General features: G+C 63.9%; 20 protein-coding genes. 6 read left to right on the top strand and 14 right to left on the bottom strand.

The window, feature by feature from the left end:
- Positions 1-8: 8 nt before the first annotated feature.
- Both AC2ETI_RS07810 and AC2ETI_RS07805 read right to left on the bottom strand, forming a co-directional pair.
- Positions 9-1,508 carry a cytochrome ubiquinol oxidase subunit I gene (locus AC2ETI_RS07810; protein ID WP_020970618.1) on the bottom strand — a complete coding sequence of 500 codons (1,500 nt, stop codon included), beginning with the start codon at positions 1,506-1,508 and terminating at the stop codon, positions 9-11.
- 154 nt (positions 1,509-1,662) lie between these two features.
- Positions 1,663-2,526: an aminodeoxychorismate lyase gene (locus tag AC2ETI_RS07805; RefSeq protein WP_019745097.1), complete on the bottom strand. Its 864-nt coding sequence runs from the start codon at positions 2,524-2,526 to the stop codon at positions 1,663-1,665.
- Between the two features lie 79 nt (positions 2,527-2,605).
- On the opposite strand from AC2ETI_RS07805, the gene ygfZ reads away from it, so the two are divergent.
- From ygfZ to AC2ETI_RS07785, 4 genes are all read left to right on the top strand, one after another.
- A complete protein-coding gene (gene ygfZ / locus AC2ETI_RS07800; RefSeq protein WP_029256128.1) occupies positions 2,606-3,727 on the top strand; it encodes a CAF17-like 4Fe-4S cluster assembly/insertion protein YgfZ in 1,122 nt (373 codons plus the stop codon).
- Positions 3,724-4,392 (top strand): MOSC domain-containing protein, encoded by a 669-nt coding sequence (locus AC2ETI_RS07795; protein ID WP_019745099.1) that lies wholly within the window; start codon positions 3,724-3,726, stop codon positions 4,390-4,392. Before ygfZ ends, AC2ETI_RS07795 begins: the two co-directional genes overlap by 4 nt.
- On the top strand, positions 4,389-5,342 hold the full coding sequence (locus AC2ETI_RS07790) for an asparaginase (protein ID WP_003940365.1): 954 nt from the start codon (positions 4,389-4,391) through the stop codon (positions 5,340-5,342). The genes AC2ETI_RS07795 and AC2ETI_RS07790 overlap by 4 nt, the downstream gene beginning before the upstream one ends.
- A 202-nt stretch (positions 5,343-5,544) precedes the next feature.
- Positions 5,545-5,748 carry a DUF3073 domain-containing protein gene (locus AC2ETI_RS07785; protein ID WP_003940337.1) on the top strand — a complete coding sequence of 68 codons (204 nt, stop codon included), beginning with the start codon at positions 5,545-5,547 and terminating at the stop codon, positions 5,746-5,748.
- Positions 5,749-5,898: 150 nt separating this feature from the next.
- Here the strand turns inward: AC2ETI_RS07785 and purM are convergent, their stop codons facing one another.
- The 9 genes from purM to purL form a co-directional block, all read right to left on the bottom strand.
- Positions 5,899-6,978, bottom strand: a complete 1,080-nt coding sequence (purM, locus tag AC2ETI_RS07780) for a phosphoribosylformylglycinamidine cyclo-ligase (protein ID WP_003940225.1) — start codon at positions 6,976-6,978, stop codon at positions 5,899-5,901.
- A gap of 207 nt (positions 6,979-7,185) precedes the next feature.
- On the bottom strand, positions 7,186-7,932 hold the full coding sequence (locus AC2ETI_RS07775; RefSeq protein ID WP_019745100.1) for an AIM24 family protein: 747 nt from the start codon (positions 7,930-7,932) through the stop codon (positions 7,186-7,188).
- A 13-nt stretch (positions 7,933-7,945) separates the two neighbouring features.
- The gene (locus AC2ETI_RS07770; RefSeq protein WP_003939918.1) at positions 7,946-8,623 is read right to left on the bottom strand and encodes an AIM24 family protein; all 678 of its coding nucleotides are present in this window, start codon (positions 8,621-8,623) and stop codon (positions 7,946-7,948) included.
- 3 nt (positions 8,624-8,626) lie between these two features.
- Positions 8,627-9,235 carry an AIM24 family protein gene (locus AC2ETI_RS07765; RefSeq protein ID WP_020970622.1) on the bottom strand — a complete coding sequence of 203 codons (609 nt, stop codon included), beginning with the start codon at positions 9,233-9,235 and terminating at the stop codon, positions 8,627-8,629.
- Between the two features lie 146 nt (positions 9,236-9,381).
- Positions 9,382-10,959 (bottom strand): amidophosphoribosyltransferase, encoded by a 1,578-nt coding sequence (purF, locus tag AC2ETI_RS07760; protein WP_003940541.1) that lies wholly within the window; start codon positions 10,957-10,959, stop codon positions 9,382-9,384.
- 126 nt (positions 10,960-11,085) lie between these two features.
- On the bottom strand, positions 11,086-11,475 hold the full coding sequence (locus tag AC2ETI_RS07755) for a sterol carrier family protein (RefSeq protein ID WP_483633751.1): 390 nt from the start codon (positions 11,473-11,475) through the stop codon (positions 11,086-11,088).
- On the bottom strand, positions 11,475-12,131 hold the full coding sequence (locus tag AC2ETI_RS07750; RefSeq protein WP_019745102.1) for a CPBP family intramembrane glutamic endopeptidase: 657 nt from the start codon (positions 12,129-12,131) through the stop codon (positions 11,475-11,477). The genes AC2ETI_RS07755 and AC2ETI_RS07750 overlap by 1 nt, the downstream gene beginning before the upstream one ends.
- Positions 12,128-13,912: an alpha/beta hydrolase gene (locus AC2ETI_RS07745; protein WP_019745103.1), complete on the bottom strand. Its 1,785-nt coding sequence runs from the start codon at positions 13,910-13,912 to the stop codon at positions 12,128-12,130. Before AC2ETI_RS07745 ends, AC2ETI_RS07750 begins: the two co-directional genes overlap by 4 nt.
- A 3-nt stretch (positions 13,913-13,915) precedes the next feature.
- A complete protein-coding gene (purL, locus tag AC2ETI_RS07740) occupies positions 13,916-16,204 on the bottom strand; it encodes a phosphoribosylformylglycinamidine synthase subunit PurL (RefSeq protein ID WP_019745104.1) in 2,289 nt (762 codons plus the stop codon).
- Between the two features lie 250 nt (positions 16,205-16,454).
- On the opposite strand from purL, the gene AC2ETI_RS07735 reads away from it, so the two are divergent.
- Positions 16,455-17,432 carry a Dyp-type peroxidase gene (locus AC2ETI_RS07735; protein ID WP_336503608.1) on the top strand — a complete coding sequence of 326 codons (978 nt, stop codon included), beginning with the start codon at positions 16,455-16,457 and terminating at the stop codon, positions 17,430-17,432.
- An 11-nt stretch (positions 17,433-17,443) separates the two neighbouring features.
- Here the strand turns inward: AC2ETI_RS07735 and AC2ETI_RS07730 are convergent, their stop codons facing one another.
- Positions 17,444-18,736 (bottom strand): M18 family aminopeptidase, encoded by a 1,293-nt coding sequence (locus AC2ETI_RS07730; protein WP_029256132.1) that lies wholly within the window; start codon positions 18,734-18,736, stop codon positions 17,444-17,446.
- An 88-nt stretch (positions 18,737-18,824) separates the two neighbouring features.
- Positions 18,825-19,178: a VOC family protein gene (locus tag AC2ETI_RS07725; RefSeq protein WP_020970627.1), complete on the bottom strand. Its 354-nt coding sequence runs from the start codon at positions 19,176-19,178 to the stop codon at positions 18,825-18,827.
- 67 nt (positions 19,179-19,245) lie between these two features.
- Between AC2ETI_RS07725 and AC2ETI_RS07720 the strand changes: the two genes are divergently transcribed.
- Entirely contained in the window at positions 19,246-19,851 is a 606-nt protein-coding gene (locus AC2ETI_RS07720) for a hypothetical protein (protein ID WP_483633750.1), read from the top strand.
- A 12-nt stretch (positions 19,852-19,863) separates the two neighbouring features.
- On the opposite strand, the gene AC2ETI_RS07715 is transcribed toward AC2ETI_RS07720, so the two are convergent.
- Positions 19,864-20,460 carry a CatB-related O-acetyltransferase gene (locus AC2ETI_RS07715; protein WP_070385775.1) on the bottom strand — a complete coding sequence of 199 codons (597 nt, stop codon included), beginning with the start codon at positions 20,458-20,460 and terminating at the stop codon, positions 19,864-19,866.
- Between the last annotated feature and the right edge of the window lie 52 nt (positions 20,461-20,512).

The raw sequence follows: 20,512 nt of genomic DNA, 5'->3' as shown, positions 1-20,512 counted from the left end.
ATCGCCTCCTAGTACGCGAACGACAGTTGTTTGGGCTTGTCCGGATCTTCCGGCTCGTCATGATCCGTATCGCCCGGCGGATGCATGTCGTGCTCCAACGGACCTTCCTTCGCGTACCGCACGATCAGCTTGAACCAGACAACACCCAGCGCTCCGTAAAGGAGGGTGAAGGTGATCAGCGAAGCCCAGACGGTAGCCGACGCATGGTCCGAAACACCTTGGTCGACAGTCAGTCTGATCATGTCGACGCCGGTCGGATTGGGATGCACCACCCACGGCTGACGGCCCATCTCAGTGAAGATCCAGCCCGCGCTGTTCGCCATGAACGGAGTGGGAATCGCGACGAGACTGAGGATTCCGAACCACTTCTGGTCCGGGACCCGCCCCTTACGTGTGACCCACAGTCCCGCGAGAGCCAGTGCTGCCGAACCGGCGGCGAGACCGATCATGGCGCGGAAAGACCAGTACGTGACAAAGAGATTCGGTCGGTAGTTGCCCGGTCCGAAGTCCTGCTCCGCCTGCTCCTGCAGTTGGTTCACGCCTTGCAGTTCGACGCCGGTGAACTTGCCCTCGGCCAACCACGGTAGAACGAACGGCACCTTCAGAACGTGCGTCACGCTGTCACAGTTGTTGTGTGTACCGATGGTGAGAATCGAGAAATCCGGATCCATCTCGGTGTCGCACAGCGACTCTGCCGACGCCATCTTCATGGGTTGCTGCTGGAACATGAGCTTGCCTTGAACGTCACCGGTGTAGATGATGCCGATTCCGGCCACGATCATGACGAGCAAGGCGAATCGTGTTGCCGGGCGGTACATCGTTCGTGCGTCGGTTTCGAGACGCTCGGCTTCGGCGGCCTCAGCCTGCTTGGCGCGGCGCATGTTCCGCACCATCCACCAACCACTGATGCCGGCAACAAACGTCGCCGCCGTCAGGAAGGCGCCGGCAACCGCGTGCGGGAAGGCAGCAAGAGCGGTGTTGTTGGTCAACAACTCCCAGATGCTGGTGAGTTCGGCACGACCCGTTTCAGGGTTGTACGTCGCGCCGACCGGATGCTGCATGAACGAGTTGGCCGCGATGATGAAGAACGCCGACGCGTTGACGCCGATCGCCACGAGCCAAATGCACGCCAGGTGTACAAGTTTGGGCAGCCTGCCCCAACCGAAGATCCAGAGTCCGATGAAGACGGACTCCATGAAGAAGGCGACAAGGCCTTCCAACGCGAGTGGAGCTCCGAAGACGTCGCCGACGAATCGCGAGTACTCGCTCCAGTTCATTCCGAACTGGAACTCCTGCACGATGCCGGTGGCTACACCGAGTGCGAAGTTGATGAGAAAGAGCTTGCCGAAAAACTTGGTGAGCCGATACCAGTGGTCCTTTTTGGTGACCACCCACATCGTCTGCATGATCGCGATCATCGGTGCAAGTCCGATGGTCAGCGGAACAAGGATGAAGTGGTAGACGGTAGTGATACCGAACTGCCACCTGGAGACGTCCAAAGTATCCATTGGCTACTCCGAGAGTAGGGCCCTGGGACAGGCTTCGGGGTTCGAGACGCGGGCAGTCGCTCGGCCCCTGCGGACACGGTACTGCTGTCCGGTTTGGACCGCAGGACTTTGCTACTACCAAATGTAGTAGAGACCTGTCGCGATTCCTATTCGCCTATCGCCCTGCTGAATCCGAATCAATTGCACGTTCAACCAATTCCGCGAATTCCTCGGAGACCTTCGGCTCTGGCAATGCGAGCCCGTCGAGTGTATGCACGCGTGCGGCCAGCGTGACGCTCGAAACCATCCACACTCCGTCGGCCGCAATCAAATCCGCAGGTCGGAGGGTTTCATATCGGCAATCGAAGCGAGCACTGCCGGCAACGTCGAACAGAGCACGCTGCGTCGTACCCATCAAAATGCCCTGTGCGGGAGGCGGTGTGATCAAAGTCCTGTCCCGAACGATCACCACCGTCGAGCGTGGCCCCTCCAACACATTGCCCTCGGAACTGACGAAGATCACATCGTCGGCACCCAAATTCGCCGCATATCGGAGCGCTGCCATGTTGGTTGCGTAGGACAACGTCTTCGCGCCCAGTAGCTGCCAGGGTGCCCGGGCAGAGAGATCGACCGAGAAACCTCGCTCGAGAGTCATCACCGACAGCCCCGATTCGCGGACCTGTCTGACCCGATCGGCCACCGGACCGACCATCACGAAGGCTGTCGGCTTGTCGCCGCTCTCACGGCCGCGGGTCAGAACAAGACGAAGAGCGCCTTCCTTCTCTGTCCCCCACTCCTCGGCTGCCATCTCGATCGCCAGACGCCAGTCATCGAGAACGGGGGCGGGCAGACCCAGTGCCCGCGCGCTCAGAACCAGTCGACTCAGATGTCCCTCGACCACCCGCGCCCTACCGTCGCGTACCAACAGCGTCTCGAAGACTCCGTCGCCGCGCACCACCGCCAGGTCGTCGGCGTGCAGAAACGGTGCGTCAGCATCGAGCACCTCATGGTCGAGAGTCACCAATACGCGATCAGGCATGCCATCAACCCTAACGATCCGCCAAGCCGCCGGGGCCGCCCTGTAACCGCGATCCCGCCCACACTCCTAGACTGGTCTTGTGGTCGACAACGCTCTTGTGCCCAACAGCCCACTTCTGACTTCCCCCGGCGCGGTCACCGCACCGGACGGTTCGGCCGACATCGGTGTCGCATGGCACTACGGCGATCCCCTCGGTGAACAGCGAACCGCGCAGCGCGCAGCAGTGGTGGTCGACCGCAGTCACAGATTCGTGATCGCCATTCCCGGCGACGAACGCCTCACGTGGCTGCACACGATTTCGAGCCAGCACATCGCCGCGCTCCCCGACGGCAAGAGTGCCGAGAACCTGAGCCTGGATGTCAACGGACGCGTCGAGCACCACTTCGTGCAGACGGACCTGGCCGGTGTCACCTGGATCGACACCGAAGCCGACCGCGGACCCGACCTCCTCTCCTTCTTGAAGAAGATGGTGTTCTGGTCCAAGGCCGAGCCTCGGGACGGCAACGAACTCGCGGTCCTGAGCCTGGTCGGTCCCGAATCCCCGGCTGTCCTCTCCGCGATCGGCGTGCAGACACCAGCCGATGCCTACGACGCTCTCGCGCTGGCCGACGGCGGGTTCGTCCGCCGCATGCCGTGGCCCACCGAGGACTCTTTCGATCTGCTCGTCCCACGTGAGCAACTGGCGGCGTGGTGGACCAAGCTGACCGATGCCGGTGCCAAGCCCGCCGGAAGTTGGGCCTTCGAGGCGCTCCGCGTCGAAGCGAGGAGGCCTCGCCTCGGACTGGACACCGACGAGCGGACGATCCCGCACGAGGTCCACTGGATCGGCGGGCCGGCCGAACACGGCGCCGTCCACCTCGACAAGGGCTGCTACCGCGGTCAGGAAACCGTCGCCCGGGTTCACAATCTCGGCAAGCCCCCGCGCCATCTCGTCATGTTGCACCTCGACGGCAGCGCCGAAGCGGTCCCGGAACCGGGTGATCCGATCACGGCGGGCGGACGGGCAGTCGGACGTGTCGGGACCGTCGTCAATCATCACGAACTCGGCCCGATCGCGCTCGCTCTGATCAAGCGCAACATTCCGGTCGACACCGAACTGATGGCCGGCCCCAGCGCTGCGTCCATCGATCCGGATTCGATCGTCGCGGACGACGCACCCCAGGCCGGACGTGAGGCTGTCAACCGATTGCGCGGAAAGTGACGGGCATGGTCGACGCGGTCTGCGTCGTCCACACCGAACGTGACAGTGGCGTCAGGCGAGTCCCCCGGACCGCGATCGACAAGCGTCCCGTCGACGGCCGCGTAGCGGTCGGCCGACTCGGCCTGGGTGGCGACTACGTCTGCGACACCGAATTCCACGGCGGCGCCTTCCAAGCTGTCTACGCGTATCAGCGCGACGAAGCGCAGCGATGGTCGGACGAGTTGGGCCGACCGCTCGCCCCGGGGTGGTTCGGCGAGAACCTCCACATCAGCGGAATGCTCGTCACGGACGCCGTGATCGGCGAGCGTTGGCACATCACCGGAGCCGAGGCGTCGGACGTTCTCGAACTCGAGGTAACCGCTCCCCGCGTCCCGTGCGGCACCTTCGGCATCTGGGCCGCGGAAAAGGGCTGGGTCAAAAGATTCACCGAGCGGACCGACGTCGGCGCCTACCTTCGCGTCAACCGGACCGGCACGATCGCCGCGGGCGACTCGGTCACCCGAGTCCACGTACCGGATCACGGCGTGACTGTTCGAGAAGTCTTTGCCGGAACCGACCCCGAGAGACTCCGACGGCTCCTCGCAGAACACACCGATCTTGCACCGAACGTCGCCGCGCGCGTCCAGAGGTTCATCGAACAAGCAGAAGCGCAGGTGCACTCGTGAGTATCGAATTGGTGGAAGTGGTCCGCTCCGGATTCCGCGAATGCGTGCATCGCGGATCGGCCGTCATTCTGGGCGCCGACGGCGAGGTCGTTGTCGGACTCGGGGAAATTCACACACCCATCTACCCGCGCTCGGCGAACAAGCCGCTGCAAGCCGTCGCTGCGCTTCGTAACGGCTTTGCACCCACCAGTCCGGAAGAGTTGGCCGTCGCGTCGTCCTCACATGCGGGCGAGGCCGATCACATCGAATTGGTCGCCGCGCTTCTCGCTCGCTACCAACTCGGTGTCGACCAGTTGCAGTGCCCCTCCGATCTGCCGGGCAACGAGCTGGCCCGAGCCGAACTGATCGCAGCGGGCGAACTTCCCAGTCCGATCTACATGACCTGCTCGGGCAAGCACTCCGCGATGCTCGCGACGTGCGTCGTGAACGACTGGCCGCTCGAGACGTACATGGAGCCGACCCATCCCCTCCAACTCGCGATCCAGGAGACGATCTTCGATCTCAGCGGCGAGGAAGAGCAGGAACTCGGCATCGACGGTTGTGGTCTCCCGATCGTCCCGCTTTCGCTCACGAACCTGGCTCGGGCATTCGGACGCCTGCCCTCGGCTGAGCCGGACTCCCCTGAACGGGCTGTGGCCGACGCGGTCCGCGAAAACCCCTTCCTCGTCTCGGGCACGGGCCGCAACGATCAGCGCCTGATGTCCGCCGTGCCGGGTCTGTTCTCCAAGACCGGATACGACGGCATCTACGCCGGAGCGCTTCCCGACGGTTCCGCTTTCGCCCTCAAGATCGACGACGGCCACGAGCGGGCGCTCCTGCCATTGGCGGCAGCTCTGCTCAAGCGAATGAACACCGAGTGGACCGAGGAATTGGCGGCTCTCGCATCCGCTCCGGTCTTCGGCGGGGACGCCCGAGTGGGGACGATTCGCGCAATTCCCGGAAACTTCTGAGCAGTTCTCACAAAGTTCTGACGAGTTCTTTCAGCATCCTGGCAGCTCGCGGCCATAGTGAGAGCAATCAGACACGGCGGTGAGGCGTTCGTGGAAGCGGAAGCGACTTTTCCACGCTAGAGTGTGTGTCAGGAAACTTACACACTCAAACGGGGCCGCCAAATTCCCCAGGCCGCCCCGCGAAAGCGCGAGGGGGTCAGCCATGGGCCGCGGCCGGGCTAAGGCAAAGCAGACCAAGGTTGCACGCGAATTGAAGTACAGCGTACCGACCACGGATTTCGACAGCCTGCAAAGAGAGCTCGCAGGTGGATCGACCAACTCGCATCGGAGCAGTGTCCGATCGGACCAGACTTCCGATAGGGAAGGGCATGCGCGAGAGGACGACTACGACGACTGGCGGCGTTGACCGCGCACTGCCACCGCGCAGACTGTGAAATGAGGAAGAGCTGATCGCTCTTCCTCATTTTTGCGTTCCATTTTCTGCCCCGCGCCTGCTTGTACGGACACACAAAACTGCCCCACCGGATCTCTCCGATGGGGCAGCTGACGTTGCGGCCTAGAAGCGCGGGTGGTCTCCGGCCAGGAACGCACGCTCTGCAGCGGCGTCCGACGCCTTCTTGACGCTACCGAGCGTCCAGCAGTCGATGTGGCGTGCAGTCAGGACGGCAAGTGCGCGGTCGACGTCCTCGGGCGCCACGACGGCAACCATGCCGACGCCCATGTTGAAGGTCTGCTCCATCTCGGCGCGCTCGACGCGTCCGCGCTGCGCGATCATCGCGAACACCGGAGCGGGGCTCCAGGTTCCGCGATCGAGTTCGGCGACCAAGCCCTTGGGCATGACGCGCGCGAGGTTGTTGGCAAGGCCGCCACCCGTGACGTGGCAGAACGTGCGCACGTCGGTCTCGGCAGCGAGTGCCAGGCAGTCCTTGGCGTAGATCTTGGTGGGCTCGAGCAGTTCCTCACCGAGCGTGCGGCCGAACTCGTCGACGTGTGCGCTCAGGTTCATGCGGTCGATCTCGAGCAGGACCTTGCGGGCCAGCGAGTAACCGTTGGAGTGCAGTCCCGACGAGCCCATGGCGATGACGACGTCGCCGGGGCGAACGCGGTCCGGTCCGAGCAGCTTCTCGGCCTCCACGACACCGACGCCGGTGGCGGAGAGGTCGTAGTCACCGTCAGCCATGATGCCGGGGTGCTCGGCGGTCTCGCCACCGAGGAGAGCGCAACCGGCCTGGATGCAGCCCTCGGCGATGCCGCTGACCAATTCCGCGACGCGCTCGGGGATGACCCGGCCGACAGCGATGTAGTCCTGAAGGAACAGCGGCTCGGCGCCACAGACGACGAGGTCGTCGACAACCATGGCGACGAGGTCGAGTCCGACCGTGTCGTGCTTGTCCATCGCCTGCGCGACAGCGAGCTTGGTTCCGACGCCGTCGGTCGATGCGGCGAGCAGCGGCTCCTTGTAGTCACCCTTGAGGGAGAACAAGCCGGCGAAACCACCGAGGCCACCCATGACCTCGGGGCGGCTGGCCTTCTTGGCCAGAGGGGCGAAGAGTTCCACCGCCCGGTCGCCTGCGGCGATATCGACTCCTGCTGCCGCGTAGGAGGCGCCTGCGGTGCGGTGACTGTCCTCGGTCATCGGGTTACTACTCCAGCCTTGTATTTCTCGCGAGCACGTATTGCTCGTGCACAGGTAAGTGGTCTTGCAATGTGAAGTGTTTGCAATCCTCGTGACGCGAGATGGATCGTTCGACTCGAGACCCAGAGCGCGCACACAAATACCGACGATTACGCCCATACGCTACCGGACCGGCCCCCTCGGTGAGACCTCGCGTACCCCGAGACGTCAGTTCTGCAGCCGCGCACCGATCGAGGAGTGCAGCGCTCGCAGACTGTTCTGCCCGAGTGCAACGGTCTCGGATTCGATGTGTTTGAGGAGGTGCCCGTCGTGGACGACCTTCTCGCTCGACTGGATCAGCACCGTGCCGGCTCCGGTGAAATCGAACTGGCGTTCTTCACCGGTATTCGCGCCGAACATGCTTCCGCGAACCGCGCCCAGGAAGCTCTGCATCCAGTCCGCATCGAAGTGATGGGACGGCGACGGGCAGTCGGCCCAACCCACCAACGCCTGCGGGTCGATGCGCAGCGGCGGCTCCGCGAACATGACCGGGCCGTTGGACGACGCCAGGAACTTGCCCGTTCCCAGCAGCGTCAAAAAGCCTGGGACGATGGACTGTTTGAGGTCCAGGCTCGTCTCGAAGGCGAGGAGATTCGCCGCGCGAATCGTGAGGTTGCCGTCGTCGAGGTCGTAGGAATTGATGTTGAATCCGCGGTCGCCGAGGATCAACTTGCCCTGCCCCTGGGCGAGCACCCAGTCGTCCGCGTAGAGCGGCGAAGAGAACCTGGCCGCGACGATCGCCGTCATGCTCGTGCGCCCGAGCGGCTCGAAGTTGATGTTTCCGTAGTACGCGATCATCGCGCCCTTGGACGTGAACCACGGTTGTCCGGCCATCTCGACGCAGAAGGCGTAGTCGTTGCCCGGGACGTTGTCGTTGGCGGGCAGAGTTGCCGGATTGTGAATTTCGATACCCATGCTCTTTGCCCTCTCAGAACTTCTGCTCGGACGCCTGGACCCAGACGGTGCCGGCGCCGGTCATCTTCAGCTGGATGGACTCCCCCGAGCCCTTGCCGACGGCCTCGCGCCAGCCGACGTTCGCGGAGATGTCGACGTTGATCTGACCGATGTGGCACACGTATGCCTGCGGGTCGACGACGACCTGAGGATTGTTCGGACCGACCTGCAACGGAATCGCGCCCCCGTGCGAGAGAACCGCGACGCTTCCCTGTCCGTGCAACTGCGTCGTGAACAGCCCTTGACCGGTCATCGCTCCGCGTACCGCTCCGCGCACACCGCCCTGCGACGTGAGAGCGACTATCGAACTCTGGAGGTAACCGTCGTGTGCGAGGAGTCGGTCGGCTTCGACCGTGAGCATCGACGAACCGTCGAGGTGGATGACCTCGACATACAAACCGGCGTGCCCGTAGAAGACCTCACCGTTTCCCTCGGCCGCCATCATGCGTGCATGCTCGCCGGACATCATGCGGCCGGCCATCCCGGCGATACCGCCCATGTTCGGCATGGCGCCTGGCCCACCGCCCATGCTGTGCGGGATGAAGCGGACGTCACCGGTGTAGTAGAGCATCGACCCGGTGCGGGCGAGCACGTTCTGGCCAGGCGCGAGGGTCGACTTGACGACCTTGCTGTTCACCAATTCCAACGGCATGGTTCAGCGCTCCTCGGGCTGGATGTAGACGACTCCGGATCCGTCGAATCGCAGCGAGAACGCTTCACCGCTGCCACCGCCGATCGCGGAGCGCCAGGTGACGTCGGTGACGAAGCTCTGGTTGAGCTGGCCACGGTGAGCGACGAATGCGTCGGGATCGGCAACCAGCGGATACTGCGGGCTGACTTCGAGCGCGATGATCGGTCCGCCCTTCGACAGCACGGCCACCAGACCGGTGCCGCTGACGACCGTCGTGAACAAGCCCTGTCCGGAACCTGCGCCGCGGAGGCCGGCAAATTTCACATCGGTTCGCAGCTGTCCGACCAGTGCGAGCAACTGTGACGCTTCCACGTGCAGAGCGTCGTTGTCGAGTTCGATGATCGTGATGTCCTGGGCGTCGACCGCGAAGTAGACGGTGCCTTGTCCGCTGACTTCCATCAGGGACAGTGATTCACCTGCCGCCTTCTGTTTCAGCGCGGCACGTAACCCACCGCCACCGCCCATTCCGGCGTTCTTGAAGGTGATCGCACCTTCGTACGCCACCATCGAACCGTTGATCGCTTTGATGGTGTCCCCCACCAGGTCTGCGACCAGTACCCGGTGCCCATCCATTCTCAGTTGCGCCACGGAGGGCACTATGCCAGATGCTCACGACGTATTCCGTGTCGTCGATCGGAAAGTCGTGGAACAGAAAATCTGCCGCCCACATGTTGTGGACGGCAGATTCTCGGCTATCGAAACTTCAGCGCTTTCGGTGTTCAGGGGCGGCTGAGCGCGCTCGCGTTGTCGTTGTCGCGAGTGGCCGTCGAACCTGCGGTGCTCTCGAGCATCCCCTCGAGGACGTTCTTGCCGATCGAGGTTTCCTTGGGAAGCGCGATCGGGTAGGTCCCGTCGAAGCACGCGGCGCACAGACGGCTGGCCGGCTGCTCGGTCGCGGCGATCATGCCTTCGGTGGAGATGTATCCGAGCGTGTCCGCTCCGATGGAACGACGCACACCGTCGAGCATTTCCTCGAACGTCGCATCCTGTCCGCCTGCGCCGTTGGCAATCAATTCGGCCGGTGAGGCGAAGTCGATGCCGTAGAAGCAGGGCCACTTGACCGGCGGCGAGGCGATACGGACGTGAATTTCAAGGGCGCCGGCTTCGCGGAGCATCCGGATGAGCGCACGCTGAGTGTTACCGCGGACGATCGAATCGTCCACCACCACAAGCCGCTTGCCGCGGATGACTTCCTTGAGCGGGTTGAGCTTGAGCCTGATACCGAGCTGACGGATCGTCTGCGACGGCTGGATGAAGGTACGGCCGACGTAAGCGTTCTTCATCAAACCCTGGCCGTAAGGAATGCCCGAACCCTGGGCGTACCCGACGGCTGCGGGGGTGCCGGACTCGGGAACGGGGATGACCAGATCGCCTTCGGCGGGGTGCTCGCTGGCGAGCAGACGGCCGATCTCGACGCGGGTCGAGTGGACCGAACGGCCACCGATGACGCTGTCGGGACGCGCGAGGTAGACGTACTCGAAGACACAACCCTTGGGAGTCGGGTTCGCGAAACGCGAGGAGCGGACGCCGTCTGCGTCGATCGCGAGAAGCTCACCGGGTTCGATGTCGCGAACGAACGACGCGCCGACGATGTCGAGGGCTGCGGTCTCGCTGGCGACTACCCAACCGCGGTCGAGTCGACCGAGGCAGAGCGGGCGGATGCCGTGCGGATCGCGCGCTGCGTACAGCGTGTGCTCGTCCATGAAGGTGAGGCAGAACGCGCCCTCCAACGTGGGAAGCAATTCCATCGCGGCCTGTTCGATGGTGCTGTCGCCGGCAGCGTGTGCCAGGAGACCACCGATGAGGTCGGAGTCGGAAGTCGCGGCATTGGGGCGCTTGTCGTTGACCAGGCCGGCTGCACGGGTGCGGCTCGCGAGTTCAGCGGTGTTGACCAGGTTGCCGTTGTGGCCGAGCGCGATGCCGGTACCGGCAGTGGTCGTACGGAAGATGGGCTGCGCGTTCTCCCACGTCGTGGAACCGGTGGTGGAGTAACGGCAATGTCCGACGGCGACATGTCCTGGCATCGCTGCGAGAGTCTGCTCGTCGAATACCTGGCTGACCAGGCCGAGATCCTTGAACACCAACACCTGGGAGCCGTCGGCTACCGCAATGCCGGCAGCTTCTTGACCACGGTGCTGAAGTGCGTACAGGCCGTAATAAGTGAGCTTCGCCACATCCTCTCCCGGCGCCCAGACGCCGAATACACCGCATTCTTCGCGGGGCTCGTTCTCGTCCTCGTCGGACGGGTTCGAAGCGAGGAGATTTGGACTGTTGACCGACAGATCGGCACGAGTCACCGGGCGCTCCCTTTGTGGGCAGGGGTTGGGGGGCATCCACAGTCTACGGCCATTTTGGGACACACTTCCCCTGAGGGCAGCCTTGGGCCTCAGATCACGCCGAAGCGAACCGGATGGTCTCTGTCACTACGCCAACCGGAGCAGTGGGAGCCAGTGCGCAATTTCGGGGGCGCGGCTACCTGATGCGTCGACTCGTCCGTCCCCTGCGGCCTCGGAGAACTCGAGCAATCCGGTGACCATCTGCAACCACGTGCGAGCGTCCGTCTCGACGACGTTGGGCGGGGTTCCGCGCGCATGACGTGGACCTTCGATGCATTGCACTGCGACAAACGGCGGCACCCGCACCTCGACGCTCGATCCGGGGGCGATCTGTTCGAGAGTGCGAGCACTCATCTTCACTGCGGCGCCGAGTTCGGCGCGAGAAGGCTTCGGAAGTTCCGGATCGCGAAGCCACGGGCCGACAGCCAGGACGGCGGCACGGAATTCGGCGGGGTCGACGGCGCGGCGGGGCGGCATCAGTTCACTCCCTGTCTGCGAGTAGCGATACGAACGGCAAGTGCGCCACCGGCATTGGTCGCGAGGTGCAGCAATGCCGGTGCGAGGACGCTGCCACCCCTGCGATGCAGCCACTCGAACAGCAGTGCCGACGCGCCGGTGAATGCCACTGCAGCGGGAACGTTGTCGCCGGCACCGCGGGCGGGGGCGACGTGCCACAACCCGAAAGTCAGTGCATGAACAGCCTGCGCGGTGGGACGGTTCAGCTCACGATTCCAGACTGCGGACATCGCGCTACGGAACAACAGTTCCTCGGAAAGCACCGTGCCGAAGGGGATGTGCAAGATGATCCATTCGAGGAAGTCCTCACGGCCGTCTGCTCGCTCGTCGGCAGCGAGTGTCGCACGCAAGGACGGGACAACCAGAGCGGCGCTGTAGCCGGTGAGGACCGCCCCGGCCGCGGCTCCGCCGAACTGGGCACCACCACGAATTCCGGTGTGTGCCAATCCGAGTTCCTCGCGGGTGTAACCACGTGCGAGTAAGACTCCGATGGCCGACAGACCGGCTGCGGTGTTGACCACGGCGCGAGCGCGAGGCGAAAGACCGAATGCCGGAAGCACGACGTTGCTCCAGGTGATCGCGGCGGCGGAGAGCGCGATCGAGGCGACTCCCCTCACTTCTCGGGGCCCTCGGATTTCACGGCGACAACCAACGCCGACCGCACCCGCTCGGTTTCTGCGGCCGTCCATCCCTCGGGCTGGGTGACGCTGATCCAGGCGTCCAGAACGGAGGTTCCGTAATTGTGACCGTGACCGTCCGGAACTCCCGCGGCGTTACCGAGGTCTGCAGACACCTGCCAGAACGTCACGACCGGGAACCATTTCATCGACGGTGAGCGGTCGAATCCCGGTACTTCCTTGAGCCACTCGGGCCGGTTGAACATGAGGTCGGGTGACCACCACACCACCGGATCGGAAGGATGCTGGACAAACAGAACTCGCGGCTGCGGCCACGTCATACCGTCGGTCGGAATGTCTGCGGAGCGATCCGCGAACCGGACTCCGGCCAGACCGTCCGCGTACACGGGCGCCACTTCGGGAGTGCCGGGATCGCGCCTCTTCTCGATCGAACGCCACAACTGCGTCGCGTTCGGTGGACCTACCCACAGAATTCCGTCGGCGGTATCGCGCGCCGCTTGCAGTGTGTCGAATGCCCCCGCGCCGGCCATGACGCCGAGGCTCTCGCCGTAGACCATGAACTTCGGTCTGGTGGCTTCCGGTTCCTGAAGCCATCTTTCGTGTACCCGCTCGATCAACAGGCGACCGGCAGCTTGCGCCTTCTCCTGGTCTGCGAGGAACGAGATCCAACTCGGCAGGTACGAGTACTGGCTGGCGACAAGAGCAGTGTCGCCGCCGTGTACAAGCTCGATTGCCTGTGCCGCAGTGGGATTGACCCACCCCGTACCTGTCGTCGGAATGACCACGAGGACCTTGCGTTGGAAGGCGCCGGTTCGCTCCAGTTCCTTGATGACCAGATCCATGCGCTCTTCGGGATCTTCGGCGCTTTCGAGTCCGGCATACACGCGAATCGGATCCATCGCAGGCTTACCGGTTGCCGCTTCGAGTTCCTGGGCGTCCAGTCCACGCGAGACGAAGTTGCGCCCCTCGAACCCCAATGTGTCCCAGGGAGCAGCAGATTCGGGGCTGCCCGATTTCATCGGATCCTGCGGTTCGACGACGCCGTCGCGAGTGGTCGAGTTCTGCAGACTGAAGATCGAGTTGGTCGCGGCATAGATTCCGCGGACGAGGACGCCGTCGACCAACATGAAGAACAGGACGGTGACAACCAGGACGCCGACACCATTGGCCACAGACCGCGACCAGTGGAACCGCCGCATCAGCTGTCGGGCAATCAGTTTCACCAGATCGTGGAGGACCCGCCAGATCGAGATGAGCAGGCCGCCGATGAAGAGGCTCAATCCGAGGGTTCGGATGTAGCCGGAGGTGGTCGTGCCTTCGGCGTCGGTCAGCGCCGCAATTTCGCGTTGCCACCCGGCGGCGTAGACCAACATGATGATCGCCGCGACGATGGATGCGACCGGTACGAAGACCTTGATCGCGGAAGGCACCGGCTCGGGCAGGGGCCACCACCGTCGACCGCTGAGCAGGTATCGCTCCACAGCCCAACCGATCGCGGTGCCGACGCCGTAGCCGATGGCCGAGTTGATGCCGCCGATCAGACCCTGGAAGAGCCAATCGCGCGGCAGCAACGACGGCGTCAGAGACCAGCAGAAGAAGAACGCGGCAAACGCGATGCCGGTGAAGTCGAGTTTGAGGAGCCCCCACGCCCACTCGGTGAAGCGGTTGTCGAACTTCTCGAGAGATGCGGGAACAGCCAGCCGCAGGTGGTGTTCCTGCGGCTGGCTGTCAGAAGAAGTCAGTTCTCCGGAATCGACCATCTATCACCCGAACAGTGCGGGCAGCGTTCCCTCGAAGGCCTCACGGAGCTTGGCCATCGTGACGGAGAAGTGTCCCTGGACCTCGACGGAGTCGCTGCCCTCGTCGACGACCCCGATACGCGTCCACGGCAAGCCGCGAGCGGTGCACATACCGGTGAAGCGGGTCTCCTCGGTGCGAGGAACCGCAACCAGGACGCGTCCGGACGATTCCGAGAACAGGGTCACGAACGGATCTGCGCCCTCGGGAATCAGGATGCGGCAACCGGTTTCGCCGGCCAGCGCGGCTTCGACGACAGCCTGGGCCAGTCCACCCTCGGAGAGGTCGTGAGCTGCGGTGACCAGTCCGTCACGCGAGGAGGCGAGCAGGATGTCCGCAAGCAGCTGCTCACGGGCGAGGTCGACCTTCGGCGGCACGCCACCGAGGTGACCGTGCTCGACCTGCGACCAGATGGAGCCGTCGAACTCGTCGTGGGTGTCGCCGAGCAGGATCAGCGTCTCGCCAGGCTCGAGTCCGAGGCCCGTCGGGATACGGCGGTGAACGTCGTCGATCACACCGAGGACGGCAACCACCGGCGTCGGCAGGATGGCCGTGGATCCGGTCTGGTTGTAGAAGCTGACGTTGCCGCCGGTGACGGGGATGCCGAGGGTGGCGCAGCCGTCGGCGAGGCCGCGAACAGCCTGCTGGAACTGCCACATGACACCCGGGTCCTCGGGAGAACCGAAGTTCAGGCAGTTGGAGACGGCCTTGGGCGTTGCGCCCGTGACTGCCACGTTGCGGAAAGCCTCGGCCAATGCGAGCTGCGCACCGGTGTACGGATCGAGAGCGGTGTAGCGGCCCGAAGCGTCGGTGGACAGAGCGATTCCGCGTCCGGTCTTCTCGTCGATGCGGATGACACCGCCGTCGGCGTTCTCGGCCAGGACGGTGTTACCGCGGACGTAGCGGTCGTACTGCTCGGTGATCCACTTGCGGCTGCACAGGGCAGGCGAGGCGATCATCTTCAGCAGGGTCGCTTCGAGCTCGGCGTCGGTTTCGGGACGCTTCAGTCCGGCGGTCGTGTTCGCGATCAACGCGTCCTGGCTTGCCGGGCGCTCGACGGGACGGTTGTAGACCGGGCCCTCGTGAGCGACGGTGCGCGGGGGAACGTCGACGACGGTCTCGCCGTGCCAGGAGATGGTGAGGTGCTCACCGTCGGTGACCTCGCCGATGTCGGTGGCCAGGACGTCCCACTTCTTGCAGACCTCCATGAACGCATCGACGTTCTCGGGCGTGACCACGGCGCACATGCGCTCCTGCGATTCGCTCGAGAGCACCTCGGCGGGGGTCATGCCGGTGGCGCGCATCGGAACCTTCTCGAGGTTGATGTGCATGCCGCCGTCGCCGGCCGCAGCCAACTCGGAGGTGGCGCAGGACAGTCCGGCGCCGCCGAGGTCCTGGATGCCGACAACGAGGCCGGCCTTGTAGAGGTCGAGACAGCACTCGATGAGCACCTTCTCGGTGAAGGGGTCGCCAACCTGAACCGCAGGGAGCTTCTTACGTCCGCCGGTGTCTCCACCCTCGTCGTCGAACGTCGCCGACGCGAGGACCGAGACGCCGCCGATGCCGTCGAGACCGGTGCGTGCGCCGAACAGGATGATCTTGTTGCCTGCACCCGAAGCGAAGGCCAGATGCAGATCCTCGACGCGCATGACGCCGGCTGCCAGTGCGTTGACCAGCGGGTTGCCTGCGTAGGACTCGTCGAAGACCGTCTCGCCGCCGATGTTGGGGAGGCCGAGGGAGTTTCCGTATCCACCGACACCACGCACGACACCGTCGACGACGCGACGGGTATCGGGGGCGTCAGCAGCGCCGAACCGAAGCTGATCCATGACGGCGATCGGACGAGCACCCATGGCCATGATGTCGCGGACGATGCCGCCGACACCGGTTGCCGCACCCTGGTAGGGCTCGACGTACGAGGGGTGGTTGTGGCTCTCGACCTTGAACGTGACTGCCCAGCCGTCACCGATGTCGACGACGCCGGCGTTCTCGCCGATACCGGCCAGCATGTTGGCGCGCATCTCGTCGGTGGTGGTCTTGCCGAAGTATCCGAGGTGGACCTTCGAGGACTTGTACGAGCAGTGCTCGCTCCACATCACCGAGTACATCGCCAGTTCGGCGTCCGTGGGACGGCGGCCCAGGATCTCCTTGATGCGTGCGTATTCGTCGTCCTTGAGACCGAGCTCCTTGAACGGCTGAGCGGCATCGGGATCAGCCGATGCGTGCGTGACGGTATCGACCTGGTGAGCAGACACTGGAGAGTGGTCCCTTCCCTACGGGAGTCAAGAGGCAAGCCGGCGCGGAGCGGGACACCACGAATGTGCCCAACGAAAGAACGTGCCGGGGGACAGTCTATCGGTGTGGGCCGACGACTTCCGCAGACGGCAGCACCCGCAACACCTCCGGGCCTGCGAAGTATCGCCCGTCACACCCGCCCCGGTTTGGGTAATCCGGTCGGTTTTCTTAAGGTCAGGCCGGTTCATTCTTTCCCTCGAAAGGTCTCGCATGCCCCAGGATGTTCGTCAAGCCGACCTCACGGCACAGTCCCAGTCGGTGACCACTCCCCTCACTCCGGCTGCAATTTTCCTGGTCGCGACCGTGAATCCGGGTGGCGAGAACACCACACGAAAACTGCTCGCCGATGTCGCCGGCCTGCAGCGGGCTGTGGGGCTGCGCGTCCCTGGATCGGGTTTGGACGTCGTGACGAGCATCGGTTCGCTGGCCTGGGATCGACTGTTCGCCGGTCAGCGCCCTGCGCTGCTGCACCCGTTCACCGCTTTGCAGGGTGACGTTCACTCGGCGCCGTCGACTCCCGGTGATCTGCTCTTCCACATCCGCGCGATGAGTATGGACGCGTGTTTCGAGGTGGCTCGGCAGATCACGAAGCGACTGCACGGCGCGGCCACGGTGGTCGACGAGGTTCACGGCTTCCAGTACTTCGAGAACCGCGACCTCATCGGCTTCGTCGACGGCACCGAGAATCCGGTCGGCCGCGACGCCGTCGCTGCAGTGACGGTCGGCGACGAGGATCCTGCGTTCACCGGCGGCAGCTACGTCCATATCCAGCGCTACATCCACAAGATGCGCGATTGGGAAGCAATCACCGTCGACGAGCAGGAGGGTGTGATCGGGCGCAGCAAGCTCGAGGACATCGAGATGACGTCCGACGTGAAGCCGGCCAACTCGCACGTCGCGCTCAACGCAATCAAGGACGAGAACGGCAAGGCTCTCGAGATCCTGCGTGCCAACATGCCGTACGGGCGCCTCGGTGACGACGAGATCGGCACCTTTTTCATCGGCTACTGCCGCACGCCTGCGATCACCGAACGGATGCTGGAGAACATGTTTCTCGGCGACCCCCGCGGCAACTACGACCGACTACTCGACTTCTCGACGGCCGTGACGGGCTCGATGTTCTTCACACCGAGCGCCGACTTCTTCGAGGGTCTCCCGGCCGCACCCGCCGGGCTCTCAGCACTTTAACTACGCGACCTCTAACTTCGAGGCGTGAGGAAGGCACCGAGCGCGTCGGCATACATGCGGACGTCTGCCGCGCCCATCAACTCGCGGGCAGAGTGCATCGCGAGCTGGGGTGCGCCGACGTCGACGGTGGACAGTCCGGTCCGTGATGCCGTGATGGGTCCGATGGTGGAGCCGCACGGCAGATCGGCGCGGTGGACGTAGCGCTGCATCGGCACTCCCGCCTGATCGCACGCGAGCGCGAATTCGCCTGCACCGGCCGCATCGGTGGCGTATCGCAGGTTCTGGTTCACCTTGAGTACAGGCCCACCGTTGATCTCGATCCGATGAGCGGGCTCATGGCGGTCCGGGTAGTTGGGGTGCGTCGCGTGAGCCATGTCGCCCGACGCACACACCGAGCCCGCCATCGCCTGCAGGAATTCTTCGCGGCCACCACCGCGCCCCAACACGATCCGTTCGAGCACGGTGTTCAGCAGATCTGAGAAAGCTCCACGGTCGGACATGCTGCCGACCTCTTCATGATCGAAGAGTGCGAGCACCGGGACCTGCTGACCAGGTGACTCGACTGCGGCCAGAAGTGCTTGTGTCCCTGCATAACACGTGCCCTGATTGTCCAGCCGAGGGGCGCTGACCAATTCCTTGTCCACCCCCACGACTGCGCTGGGCGCAAGATCGTGTGTCATCAATTCCCAGCCGAGAACCGACGACGCGGCTACACCCGCACGCTCGGCGACAAATCCGATGAACGACTTGGGTTTCGAACCCACTCCCCAGATTCCGTTGAGGTGCCGCTGCGGATCCAGCGTCACGCCCTTGCGATCTTCGGACAGGTGGATAGCCAACTGCGGAACACGCAGAATCGGGTCGTCGATGCGAACCAGCTTCTGCTCCACCGTGTTTCCCACCCGGACACTCAATCGGCCGGAGATACCGAGATCGCGGTCGAGCCAGGAGTTCAGCCACGCACCGCCATACGGTTCGAGGCCCACCATCTGCCACCCGGCCGAAGTGAGGTCGGGATGCTGTTTGACCCGCAGATTCGGGCTGTCGGTGTGACCTCCGACGATCCGGAACGGAGCGGCGTTTTCCACGCCCTCGGTGCTCCAGGCAATCAGCGAACCACCGCGCACGAGGAAGTACCGTCCGGGCTCGGCGGGCCACGACTGCGTTTCGTGGACTTCGACGAACCCACCGGCCGTCAGCTCGGTCGCCACCGTCGCGCACACATGGAACGGCGACGGTGACGAATCGACGAAGCTGCACAGGCCGACTGCGTCGGCCCCGGTCCGAGAAGTCTGAGAAGTCATGCCCCTCATCATGCCCGAATCGGTGCCCGCGAAATCAGTGGGCACGAAATCAGTGGGCGCGAATCGGGTGAGCTCAGAACCTGTCAGCTCAGGCGTGAGGACCGGACACGCAGAACTGGTTCCCATCAGGATCGAGGAGCGTCACCCAGCGGAAACCGTCCATGTTCTCCCGGTGGTGCTCGGTTGCTCCGGCCTCGACGAGCCGCGCCACCTCGGCGTCGAGATCCGGACTCCCCAAATCGAGATGGATGCGATTCTTGCCGGCAGTGGGGTCCGGGACCTTCTGGAATGCGAAGTTGGTGGCGCTGTCAGGGACCGCGACGATGTAGAACCAACCGTCGTTCTCCTCGACGATGTTTCCGCCCAACTGCGCCGCCCACCACGTTGCGAGCGGACCGGGATCGAGACTGTCGAAAGTGATCATGCCGAGTGTGAGAGTCATGCGCACAAGCTAATGCAAGCCACCGACAAAGAGTCTCGATCTCGGGCTGAGATGAGACGATCCTCGAATGCGACTCACTACGCTTCGCAACCGCGTTGCAGAACCACTCTTCGCAGTTTTCATCGCGACCGGATTACTCCTGAGCGTCCTCGGAGTGCTCGCCTGGCGATTTGCCACGCCATCCACGCGGACAGAACATATCGGCATCCAACCTCCACCACCGCCGCCGATAGAGGACGGCAAGACGGGGTACATGTGGGTGATCGACGGCTACAGCTACTCCGACGCACCACATTGGTTCCCCGCGGCCGCTTGGTTCCTGATGGTCGGAACGGCTGTCGCCGTTGTCGTCTCGGCGATACTGAACGCGACGGGATGGCGACTGGCCCGCGACGCGCACGGTAGAAAATTTGCTCTTCCGCTTGCCCTTTCAGCTTTCGGCGCAGCCTACGGACTCGCGGTTGCCGTTGTCGGACGAATCTGGCCGCCCACCTTCTATTCGGTGGTCCTTCCCGAACCGCGCGACCCTCAGAACCCCTACCCGGCATCGGCCGTTACCCACTTCGACCTCGAGCCGAACCTGATCACCTTCACCGCAACAGGTCTTGCCGTCGGCCTTCTCGCGGCCGCCCTGCTTTATGTCCGGAACTACTCGCTCACACGAACGAACTAGCGGGCGCGGAGATCACTCGACCGCTTCGAGTTCCGCGACACTTCCGTCCGAGATCAACCGGACGTGGCGGGTGATCTTCTCGATCGGCCAGTCCCACCACGCAATTCGCACCAACTTCTCGATGTCTTCAGCGCTGAAGCGGCGCTTGATCTCCATTGCCGGGTTGCCGCCGACAATTGCGTAGTCCGGGACGTCGCGCGTTACGACGGCGCCGGTGGACACGATCGACCCGTGGCCGATCCGGACACCGGGCATGACTGTCACGTTCCCGCCGAACCACACGTCGTTCCCCACGACGGTGTCACCGCGCGACGGCAGATCCTGCACCAAATCCATGTGCCGGGCCCAATCGCCGCCCATGATCGGGAACGGGTAAGTGGAGACACCGTTCATACGATGGTTCGCGCCGTTCATGATGAAGGTGACACCGGTGGCCAGGGCGCAGAACTTTCCGATCACCAGTTTGTCGGGACCGTAGTGATGCAACACGTTTCGAGTCTCGAACTCTTCGGCGAACTCCGGATCGTCGTAGTAGGTGTACTCCCCTACCTCGATCAACGGGTTGTCGATCAACGGCTTCAGCAACACCACTCGTGGTTGCCCGGCCATCGGATGAACATTTGTGGGATCTGGCGCGTTCACTGCTTACTCCGATCCGTCG

This window comes from Rhodococcus sp. MurmanLake-1, assembly GCF_056945715.1.
Note: the sequence above shows the minus strand (reverse complement) of the source record. Positions and strands in the feature narration are given on the sequence as shown.

Bases quoted from the DNA above. Each gene is read 5' to 3' on its own strand.
- AC2ETI_RS07745 (WP_019745103.1), bottom strand. From the start codon at position 13,912: ATGGTCGATTCCGGAGAACTGACTTCTTCTGACAGCCAGCCGCAGGAA.
- AC2ETI_RS07805 (WP_019745097.1), bottom strand. From the start codon at position 2,526: ATGCCTGATCGCGTATTGGTGACTCTCGACCATGAGGTGCTCGATGCT.
- AC2ETI_RS07735 (WP_336503608.1), top strand. From the start codon at position 16,455: ATGCCCCAGGATGTTCGTCAAGCCGACCTCACGGCACAGTCCCAGTCG.
- AC2ETI_RS07775 (WP_019745100.1), bottom strand. From the start codon at position 7,932: ATGGGTATCGAAATTCACAATCCGGCAACTCTGCCCGCCAACGACAAC.
- AC2ETI_RS07785 (WP_003940337.1), top strand. From the start codon at position 5,545: ATGGGCCGCGGCCGGGCTAAGGCAAAGCAGACCAAGGTTGCACGCGAA.
- AC2ETI_RS07715 (WP_070385775.1), bottom strand. From the start codon at position 20,460: ATGGCCGGGCAACCACGAGTGGTGTTGCTGAAGCCGTTGATCGACAAC.
- AC2ETI_RS07725 (WP_020970627.1), bottom strand. From the start codon at position 19,178: ATGACTCTCACACTCGGCATGATCACTTTCGACAGTCTCGATCCCGGT.
- AC2ETI_RS07770 (WP_003939918.1), bottom strand. From the start codon at position 8,623: ATGCCGTTGGAATTGGTGAACAGCAAGGTCGTCAAGTCGACCCTCGCG.
- purM (WP_003940225.1), bottom strand. From the start codon at position 6,978: ATGACCGAGGACAGTCACCGCACCGCAGGCGCCTCCTACGCGGCAGCA.
- AC2ETI_RS07765 (WP_020970622.1), bottom strand. From the start codon at position 9,235: ATGGATGGGCACCGGGTACTGGTCGCAGACCTGGTGGGGGACACCATC.
- AC2ETI_RS07755 (WP_483633751.1), bottom strand. From the start codon at position 11,475: ATGCCGCCCCGCCGCGCCGTCGACCCCGCCGAATTCCGTGCCGCCGTC.
- AC2ETI_RS07810 (WP_020970618.1), bottom strand. From the start codon at position 1,508: ATGGATACTTTGGACGTCTCCAGGTGGCAGTTCGGTATCACTACCGTC.
- AC2ETI_RS07720 (WP_483633750.1), top strand. From the start codon at position 19,246: ATGCGACTCACTACGCTTCGCAACCGCGTTGCAGAACCACTCTTCGCA.
- AC2ETI_RS07730 (WP_029256132.1), bottom strand. From the start codon at position 18,736: ATGACTTCTCAGACTTCTCGGACCGGGGCCGACGCAGTCGGCCTGTGC.